Here is a 3,161-nt window from a genome sequence, read left to right as displayed (position 1 = left end):
TCGAGCGGCCGTGGGTTTTGTCGGCGTTGTCCGCAAACTCGCGGGCGGTGCGGATAATCTGCGCGCGCGGCACGCCGGTGATCTGCTCGGCCCAGGCCGGCGTATAGGCTTTGATATCGTCGTAGCTGCTGGCGCAGTGAGTATCACCCAGACCGCGATCCAGGCCATAGTTCGCCAGAGTCAGGTCGTAAACGGTGGTAACCAGCTGAGTTGTACCGTCCGCCAGCTGCACGCGCTTAACCGGCAGCTTGTGCATCAGGACGTTTTCCAGCTCGACCTTGTTAAAGTGTTCGGTGCCGTCGCCGCCGAAGTACGGGAAGCCAACTTCGGCAATATCGTCGTGACCGCCGAGCATCGACAGGCGCAGCTGTACTTCATCGCCGCTTTGGCCGTCGCGCTGCTCAAGGTTCCACTTGCCCTGACCGTCCCAGCGGAAACCGATGGAGCCGTTTGGCGCCATCATCTCGCCGTTTTCATCACAGGCGACCGTCTTCCATTCAGGATTTTTTTCCTGACCCAGCGCGCCCACCAGATCCGACGCGCGCAGCATGCGCCCGGCAGCGTAGTAGCCATCGCGCTCTTCCAGCATCACCAGCATCGGCATGTCGGTGTAGCGGCGCACGTAATCGGTAAAATACTGGCTCGGCTTATCGAGATGGAACTCGCGCAGCATTACGTGGCCCATCGCCAGCGCCATCGCAGCATCGGTGCCCTGCTTCGGTGCCAGCCACAGATCGCACAGCTTGGCGATTTCGGCATAGTCCGGGGTAACGGCGACGGTTTTGGTGCCTTTATAGCGGACTTCAGTAAAGAAGTGGGCATCCGGCGTGCGGGTCTGCGGCACGTTAGAGCCCCAGGCGATAATGTAGCTGGAGTTATACCAGTCGGCAGATTCCGGCACGTCGGTCTGCTCGCCCCAGGTCTGCGGGGACGCCGGCGGCAGGTCGCAGTACCAGTCGTAGAAGCTCAGGCAGGTACCGCCCAGCAGCGAAATATAGCGGGCACCCGCGGCATAAGAAACCATCGACATCGCCGGAATCGGCGAGAAGCCCGCCACGCGATCCGGACCATAATTTTTGACAGTGTAGACGTTTGAAGCCGCAATCAGCTCATTGACTTCCTGCCAGGAGGAGCGCACGAAGCCGCCGCGGCCGCGCGCCTGCTTGAAGCTTTTCGCCTTATCGGCGTTTTCGATAATCGAAGCCCAGGCATCAACCGGATCCGAATGCTGCACCTTCGCTTCGCGCCACATCTTCATCAGGCGCTTGCGCATCAGCGGATATTTAAGGCGGTTAGCGCTGTAGAGATACCAAGAGTAGCTGGCGCCGCGCGGGCAGCCGCGCGGTTCGTGATTCGGCAAATCCGGACGGGTACGTGGATAGTCGGTCTGCTGGGTTTCCCAGGTAACCAGACCATTCTTGACGTAAATCTTCCAGCTGCATGAACCGGTGCAGTTTACGCCGTGGGTAGAACGCACAATTTTATCGTGCTGCCAGCGCTGACGGTAACCATCCTCCCAATCCCGGTTGGTTTCCAGAAGCTGACCGTGCCCATCGGCAAAGGTTTCGCCCTTCTGCTTGAAGTAGCGAAACCGGTCCAGAAATTTGCTCATCGGGTTTCTCCTGTTGAAGCCTGTGGCTCTCTGATAATCGACATTGCAATCATTGATGGGGCCGACAGTAACGTCCTGAATGATGGAGAGAATTGATGATGATCAAGGCGGGATTTGTTCCGAAATCGTGAACTGCGCGTATCTACTCCCATAGTATTAGTTAACGAATTTAAATAACTTAATGTTTTGTAATGCTTTTAATTAAAATGTGCCGATTGCAGAAGTCTAAGACCTCCCGCTGAGGTATTAAGGGGTATAGCCGCGGCAACTTTGCCGATGCCGATCTCTGGCGAGGTATTTTCACCAGTGAAAAATAAAAAAGGCGCGATAAAATCGCGCCTGACAGTCATGAAAGCATGAGCTTTATTTTGCTTTACGTCCGTACACCACCCAGGTGATGGCCACGCAGGCAATATAAAAGACGAGGAAGACTTTCATCGCCCCTGCCGGAGAACCGGTCATTGCCAGGGAAGTGCCGAACGCTTTAGGGATAAAGAATCCACCTACGGCGCCGATGGCGGAGATAAAGCCCAGCGCGGCGGCCGTATCGGTTGCCGCCTCGCGTGAAGCTTCCTCGTCGCTGCCGCCCTGGGCTTTAACGCGCTCAGCGGTCTGCTTGCGGAAAATAACGGAAATCATCTGGAAAGTTGAAGCGCTCCCCAGCCCGGCAGTCAGGAACAGCACCATAAAGACGCCGAAGAAGGCTTCGAAATTGCCACCAACACCGTTTGCGGGCAGGGTCATAAAGATCAGGCCGCAGAAAATAGCCATCACTACAAAGTTCACCAGCGTAACGCGGATCCCGCCCAGGCGGTCGGAAATCGCACCGCCCGCAGAGCGCGCCAGCGCGCCGACCAGCGGGCCGAAGAAGGCGTAGTGCATGATGTTAATGTCCGGGAACTGGGTTTTCGCCAGCATCGCAAACCCTGCCGAGAAGCCAATAAATGAGCCAAAGGTGGCCAGATACAGCAGACTCATGATCCACAGATGACCGCGCTTGAGCACCGGCAGCTGTTTGCTGAGAGAGGTTTTTGACGCGGCAATATCGTTCATGCCAAACAGCGACGCGAGGGTGAAAATCACCAGGAACGGCACCCAGATCCACGCGGCGTTCTCCAGATAGATGCGCGACCCGTCTGCCTGCTCTGCACCGTGACCACCAAAGACGGTAAAAATCCCCAGCGAAACCACGAGCGGCGCGACCAGCTGCATAACGCTAACGCCCATGTTGCCCAGGCCGCCGTTAACGCCCAGCGCACCGCCCTGCTTCTCTTTCGGGAAAAAGAAGCTGATATTGGCCATACTTGATGCAAAATTAGCGCCGGCGAAACCGCACAGCAGCGCAATAATAACGAAAGTATTGAATGAGGTTGACGGATCCTGCACGGCAAAACCGAGCCACACGCACGGCACGATCATGATCCCGGTACTGAACGCCGTCCAGCGGCGGCCGCCGAAAATCGGTACCATAAATGCGTAGGGTACGCGCAGCAGCGCGCCGGAAAGCGCCGGCAGCGCGGTCAGCATAAACAGCTGATCGGTAGTAAAA

General features: G+C 57.0%; 2 protein-coding genes. Both read right to left on the bottom strand.

The window, feature by feature from the left end:
• The coding region (locus QZ766_RS00285) for a nitrate reductase subunit alpha (RefSeq protein WP_297196075.1) at positions 1–1,612 on the bottom strand (1,612 nt) is incomplete at its 3' end.
• Positions 1,613–1,975: 363 nt separating this feature from the next.
• The coding region (locus tag QZ766_RS00280) for a NarK family nitrate/nitrite MFS transporter (protein WP_297196073.1) at positions 1,976–3,161 on the bottom strand (1,186 nt) is incomplete at its 5' end.

This window comes from uncultured Pluralibacter sp. (genome assembly GCF_913775985.1).
Taxonomy (GTDB): Bacteria; Pseudomonadota; Gammaproteobacteria; order Enterobacterales; family Enterobacteriaceae; genus Pluralibacter.
The sequence above is the reverse complement of the archived record's forward strand: the minus strand, read 5'-3'. Positions and strand labels throughout refer to the sequence as shown.